Genomic DNA, 5,207 nt, shown 5'->3' on the forward strand with positions numbered 1-5,207 from the left:
GAGCTTCCTGCCCGCCACCCGCCAGGGCTGCTCCACCAGCGCGACGGTGACGCCCAGCGGCGGCAGCGCGGCGGCGAGGGCTTGGAGGTCACGGGCCTCGATGCCGCCGCCCGCGCCGTGGCCGAGGGCGAGGACCAGCCGGGGGTCCTCCGCCGGGTGCCAGGTGACGCGGGCGTCGCCGCCCGGGGTGCCGACGGTCCGGACGTTCTCGATCCGCGTCCCACGCGTGTCAGGAGTCACACCGGACATCCTGCCGCGCCCGCGCCCCGGAACGCCTCAGCAGCACACCTCAGCGCTCCTCGCCACGCTTCGGAACAGCCCAAGACGGACCAGAACAGCTCAGAACATCCCAGGACAGCTCAGAACAGCGTGCTCTCCTCCGGCGCGGCCAGTTCCTCCAGCAGCTCCGGCCCGTTGTTGCGGACATTGCTGACCGCCGTCGCCACCGGATACGCCCGCATCAGCCCGGGCTCAGGCGGCGCGAGCAGCTCACGCAGGTCGTCGGGGTCCGTACGGGCCGGGTCGAGCCACGCGTCCCAGCGGTCCGGCGTCAGCATCAGCGGCATACGGGGGTGGATGTCGGCGAGCGATCCGGGCCCCTCGGCGGGCGCGACGGCCAGCGGGGTCTTCTCCGCCTCGGTGGTGATCACCGAGCAGGTCACCCACCAGGCGCCCGGGTGGTCGTCGGGCAGCGTCCGGTCGCGCCAGAACTCGTACAGCCCCGCCAGCGCCATGACAGAACCGTCGGCCGGCGTCACGAAGTACGGCTGCTTGCGGGGGCGCTTCTTCTTCCCCCGCACCTCCAGCTCCCGCTCGTCGGCGCCGGTCACCCACTCGTAATATCCGTCGGCCGGCAGGATGCAGCGCCGGGCGAGGAAGGGGCGGCGGAAGGACGGCTTCTCGTGCACGGTCTCGGCCCGCGCGTTGATCATGCGGGCCGCGCCCTCGGGCGTCTTCGACCACGACGGCACAAGTCCCCACCTGAGCTTGCGCAGCTGCCGAACCGGATCCGGCTCTTCCGCGTCCTTCACAGGACGTTCCAGAACCGCGTAGACCTCTTTGGTCGGGGCCACGTTCCAATCGGGCGCCAGGGTCTCCTCGGGTTCCCACTTCTCCACCCCGAAGAGCCCCTGGAGGTCCTCGGGCCGCCGGCTCGCCGCATACCGTCCGCACATAAGTGCCAGACTGCCACGACGCCGTCCCAGTTGAGGAGCCGACCGAGAAATGGCCAGCATCGACGTCACGTCCATATCCAACCTGTGGGACCGCGTCTTCGGCAGTCAGCCGGCGCCGGACCCGTGGCTGGTGGTCGTGACGGGGGTCGTCGCCCTCGCCGCGGTGGTGCCCCACCCCGTCTGGCGGGTGTCGCGCAACACCATCACCATCGCCCACGAGGGCGGCCACGGCCTGATCGCGCTGGTCACCGGCCGCCGCCTGAACGGCATCCGGCTGCACTCGGACACCTCCGGCCTGACCGTCAGCCGCGGCAAGCCCGCCGGGATCGGCATGATCCTGACCGCCGCCGCCGGCTACACCGCGCCCCCGCTGCTCGGCCTCGGCGGCGCCTGGCTGCTCTCCGCGCACCACATCACGCTGTTGCTCTGGCTGGCGACCGCCCTGCTGCTCGCGATGCTGGTGATGATCCGCAACGCGTACGGGGCGCTCACCGTGATCCTGACCGGGGCGGCCTTCCTGCTGATCTCGTGGCTCACCGGACCGGGGGTCCAGTCGGCGTTCGCGTACACCGCCGTGTGGTTCCTGCTGCTCGGAGGCGTACGACCGGCCTTCGAGCTCCAGTCCAAGCGCCGGCACGGCGGGGCGGGCGACTCGGACGCGGACCAGCTGGCGCGGCTGACGAACGTCCCGCCCGTGCTGTGGCTGTTCCTCTTCCACGCCGTCTCGGTCTGCTCACTGATCGGCGGCGGACGCTGGATGCTCGGCCTCTGAGCCGTGCCCGCCCGCGCCGCGCGTGTAGCCGCCCTACCAAACCTGGGTTACGTCCGGGTTTCCGCGCTTTTTGCCAGGATCGGAGTCGGCGCGAAACCACTAAAGTGAAGGCATGACCGAAAGCTCCGTGCAGCCCGCCCTCTGGCCCGCCCCCTCCGCGCGCGGGGCCGTCGAAGCGACGGTCACCGTGCCCGGATCCAAATCGGTCACCAACCGCGGACTGATCCTCGCCGCGCTGGCCGCCGAGCCCGGGTGGCTGCGCCGCCCGCTGCGCTCCCGCGACTCCCTGCTGATGGCCGACGCCCTGCGTGCCATGGGCGTCGGGATCGAGGAGACGGTGTCGTCCAGCTCCGCCGCCGCGGGCCGGGACGGCTTCACCGGCGAGGCGTGGCGGATCATCCCGGCGGGTCTGTACGGCCCCGCGACCGTCGACGTCGGCAACGCCGGCACGGTGATGCGCTTCCTGCCCCCGGTCGCGGCCCTGGCCGACGGCCCGGTCCACTTCGACGGGGACCCCCGGTCCTACGAACGCCCCCTGGGCGCCGTCATCGAGGCGCTGCGCGTCCTCGGGGCGCGGATCGACGACGAGGGCCGCGGCTCGCTCCCCCTGACGGTGCAGGGCGGCGGGGCGCTGGACGGCGGCTCGGTGGAGATCGACGCGTCCTCGTCGTCGCAGTTCGTCTCGGCGCTGCTGCTGTCGGGCGCGCGGTTCAACCAGGGCGTGGAGGTACGGCACGTGGGGTCGTCCCTGCCGTCGATGCCGCACATCCGGATGACGGTCGACATGCTGCGCGCGGTCGGCGCCCAGGTCGACGAGCCGGAGACGGGCGGCGAGCCGAACGTCTGGCGGGTCTCCCCCAGCGCGCTGCTCGGCCGGGACCTGACCGTCGAGCCCGACCTCTCCAACGCCCAGCCCTTCCTCGCCGCCGCCCTGGTGACCGGCGGCCGGGTCACGATCCCAGACTGGCCCGAGCACACCACGCAGCCCGGGGACGCGCTGCGCGAGATCTTCACGGCGATGGGCGGCTCCTGCGCCTGGGGCATGACCAACGAGGGCAGCGCGCTCACCCTGACGGGCACGGGGCGGATCCACGGCATCGACGTCGACCTGAGCGAGGTCGGTGAGCTGACGCCGGGCATCGCCGCCGTCGCGGCCCTCGCCGACTCGCCCTCCACCCTGCGCGGGGTCGCCCACCTGCGGCTGCACGAGACGGACCGGCTGGCCGCGCTGACCAAGGAGATCAACGAGCTGGGCGGTGATGTCACGGAGACCGCCGACGGGCTGCACATCCGCCCCCGCCCCCTGCACGGCGGTGTCTTCCACACGTACGACGACCACCGCATGGCCACCGCCGGGTCGATCATCGGCCTGGTGGTCGACGGTGTCGAGATCGAGAACGTGGGGACGACGGCCAAGACGCTGCCGGACTTCCCGCAGATGTGGACCGACATGCTCGCGGGAGCCGGAGCAGGAGCGGGAGCGGGAGCAGGGGCCGAAACGGGAGCGGAATCGGAAACGGGAGCGGGCCCCGGCCCGGGTGCGGGCGCGGGAGCCTGACGCGATGCGCCGCTACGGCAAGAACCCGGACGAGGACGACATCCGTACCCGCCCCAACCCGAAGGGCAACCGGCCGCGTACGAACATCAGGCCCAAGCACGAGGACGCCTCGGAGGGCATGGTCCTGACCGTGGACCGCGGCCGGCTCACCTGCCTCGTCGAGGACCGGGTCGTGCTCGCGATGACCGCCCGTGAGCTGGGCCGCAAGGCCGCGGTGGTGGGTGACCGGGTCGACATCGTCGGTGACCTGTCGGGCAAGAAGGACACGCTGGCGCGGATCGTACGGATCGGGAAGCGGACCTCGGTCCTGCGGCGCACTGCGGACGACGACGACCCGTACGAGCGGGTGGTCGTCGCCAACGCCGACCAGCTCGCGATCGTCACCGCGCTCGCCGATCCCGAGCCTCGTCCCCGGCTGATCGACCGCTGCCTGGTCGCGGCGTTCGACGCGGGGCTCGAACCGCTGCTGGTGCTGACCAAGTCCGACCTGGCGTCGGCGGACGAGCTGCTGGAGACGTACCAGGACCTCGGCATCCACTATGTGGTCACGCGGCGCGACGAGTTGGAGAGCGGGTTCGCGGCGGACCGGGTGCGGGAGTACCTGGAAGGCAAGGCGACCGCGTTCGTCGGGCACTCCGGCGTCGGCAAGACCACGCTCGTCAACGCGCTCGTCCCGGAGGACAGGCACCGGAGTACGGGTCTGGTCAACGCGGTCACGGGGCGCGGCAGGCACACCACCACGTCGGCGCTCGCGCTGCCGCTGGCGAAGGCGGACGGCTGGGTCATCGACACCCCGGGCATCCGGTCCTTCGGGCTGCACCACGTCGATCCGTCCCGCGTCATCCTGGCGTTCCCGGACCTGGTGCCGGGGACGGAGGGCTGCCCGCGCGCGTGCAGCCACGACGAACCGGACTGCGCGCTGGACGCGTGGGTCGCGGAGGGACACGCGAGCCCGGCCCGGCTCTACTCGCTGCGGCGACTCCTCGCCACACGCGAGCGACGCGAAGGCGACTGACACAACGCGTTTGCGGGCAACCGGCGTTGGTAAGTGCATAATCGCACCGAGCGATACCGAGCAGTCACCGACGCGGGAGGCCCCAGAAGATGGCGTGGCTGCTGGTAGTGGTCGCCGGGATCCTGGAAACGGGTTTCGCGGTCTGTCTCAAGCTCTCGCACGGCTTCACGCGGCTGTGGCCGACCATCGCCTTCGCGTGTTTCGCCCTCGGCAGTTTCGGTCTGCTGACGCTCTCGCTGAAGAAACTCGACGTCGGTCCGGCGTACGCGGTGTGGACGGGCATCGGCGCGGCGGGCACCGCCATCTACGGAATGATCTTCCTCGGGGACATCGTCTCGGTCCTCAAGCTGGTCTCCATCTCGCTGGTGATCATCGGCGTCATCGGCCTCCAGCTCTCGGGCTCGGCGCACTGACTCCGTACGCGCCGGATGCGCCGGGCGCCGCCGTGACCGCTGTGCGGACCAGCTGACCCACCGGTTGTGCGCCGGGCGCGACCAGGTGGGACAGCGCGAGGCGTACGGCGAGTTCGCACCGGTGCAGATTGTGATCCGTACGCCCCCCGTCCAGCGTGCTCGCCGACCGGTCCCGTACCAGCGCCAGCAGTTCGGCCGGTACGGGCGGACCCGCGTCGGCCGCGCGCCGCGCGGGGACGGACGCGGGCGCCCCGGGGTCGCGCAACGGGCCCGG

At 72.0% G+C, this 5,207-nt stretch carries 4 protein-coding genes and 3 pseudogenes; 4 read left to right on the forward strand and 3 right to left on the reverse strand.

What is annotated here, in order from left to right; genetic code table 11:
• Both GT042_RS08780 and GT042_RS08785 read right to left on the reverse strand, forming a co-directional pair.
• A pseudogene (locus GT042_RS08780) lies at positions 1-213 on the reverse strand (hydrolase); the annotation flags it as partial.
• Between the two features lie 146 nt (positions 214-359).
• On the reverse strand, positions 360-1,175 hold the full coding sequence (locus GT042_RS08785) for an SOS response-associated peptidase (protein WP_161308148.1): 816 nt from the start codon (positions 1,173-1,175) through the stop codon (positions 360-362).
• Positions 1,176-1,233: 58 nt separating this feature from the next.
• Between GT042_RS08785 and GT042_RS08790 the strand changes: the two genes are divergently transcribed.
• The 4 genes and pseudogenes from GT042_RS08790 (at position 1,234) to GT042_RS08805 (ending at position 4,933) form a co-directional block, all read left to right on the forward strand.
• Positions 1,234-1,947 carry a M50 family metallopeptidase gene (locus GT042_RS08790; RefSeq protein WP_345943719.1) on the forward strand — a complete coding sequence of 238 codons (714 nt, stop codon included), beginning with the start codon at positions 1,234-1,236 and terminating at the stop codon, positions 1,945-1,947.
• 112 nt (positions 1,948-2,059) lie between these two features.
• Positions 2,060-3,403: pseudogene (gene aroA, locus GT042_RS08795) on the forward strand (3-phosphoshikimate 1-carboxyvinyltransferase); the annotation flags it as partial.
• A 106-nt stretch (positions 3,404-3,509) separates the two neighbouring features.
• Positions 3,510-4,520 carry a ribosome small subunit-dependent GTPase A gene (gene rsgA / locus GT042_RS08800; protein ID WP_161308151.1) on the forward strand — a complete coding sequence of 337 codons (1,011 nt, stop codon included), beginning with the start codon at positions 3,510-3,512 and terminating at the stop codon, positions 4,518-4,520.
• 89 nt (positions 4,521-4,609) lie between these two features.
• Positions 4,610-4,933 carry a multidrug efflux SMR transporter gene (locus GT042_RS08805; protein ID WP_161308152.1) on the forward strand — a complete coding sequence of 108 codons (324 nt, stop codon included), beginning with the start codon at positions 4,610-4,612 and terminating at the stop codon, positions 4,931-4,933.
• Here GT042_RS08805 and GT042_RS08810 read toward each other — a convergent pair.
• Positions 4,899-5,207: pseudogene (locus GT042_RS08810) on the reverse strand (TetR/AcrR family transcriptional regulator); the annotation flags it as partial. The gene GT042_RS08805 and the pseudogene GT042_RS08810 overlap by 35 nt on opposite strands.

This window comes from Streptomyces sp. SID3212 (genome assembly GCF_009865405.1).
GTDB lineage: Bacteria > Actinomycetota > Actinomycetes > Streptomycetales > Streptomycetaceae > Streptomyces.

Excerpts from the sequence above, each read along its gene's own strand:
- GT042_RS08785 (WP_161308148.1), bottom strand. The coding sequence starts at position 1,175 with ATGTGCGGACGGTATGCGGCGAGCCGGCGGCCCGAGGACCTCCAGGGG.
- rsgA (WP_161308151.1), top strand. The coding sequence starts at position 3,510 with ATGCGCCGCTACGGCAAGAACCCGGACGAGGACGACATCCGTACCCGC.
- GT042_RS08805 (WP_161308152.1), top strand. The coding sequence starts at position 4,610 with ATGGCGTGGCTGCTGGTAGTGGTCGCCGGGATCCTGGAAACGGGTTTC.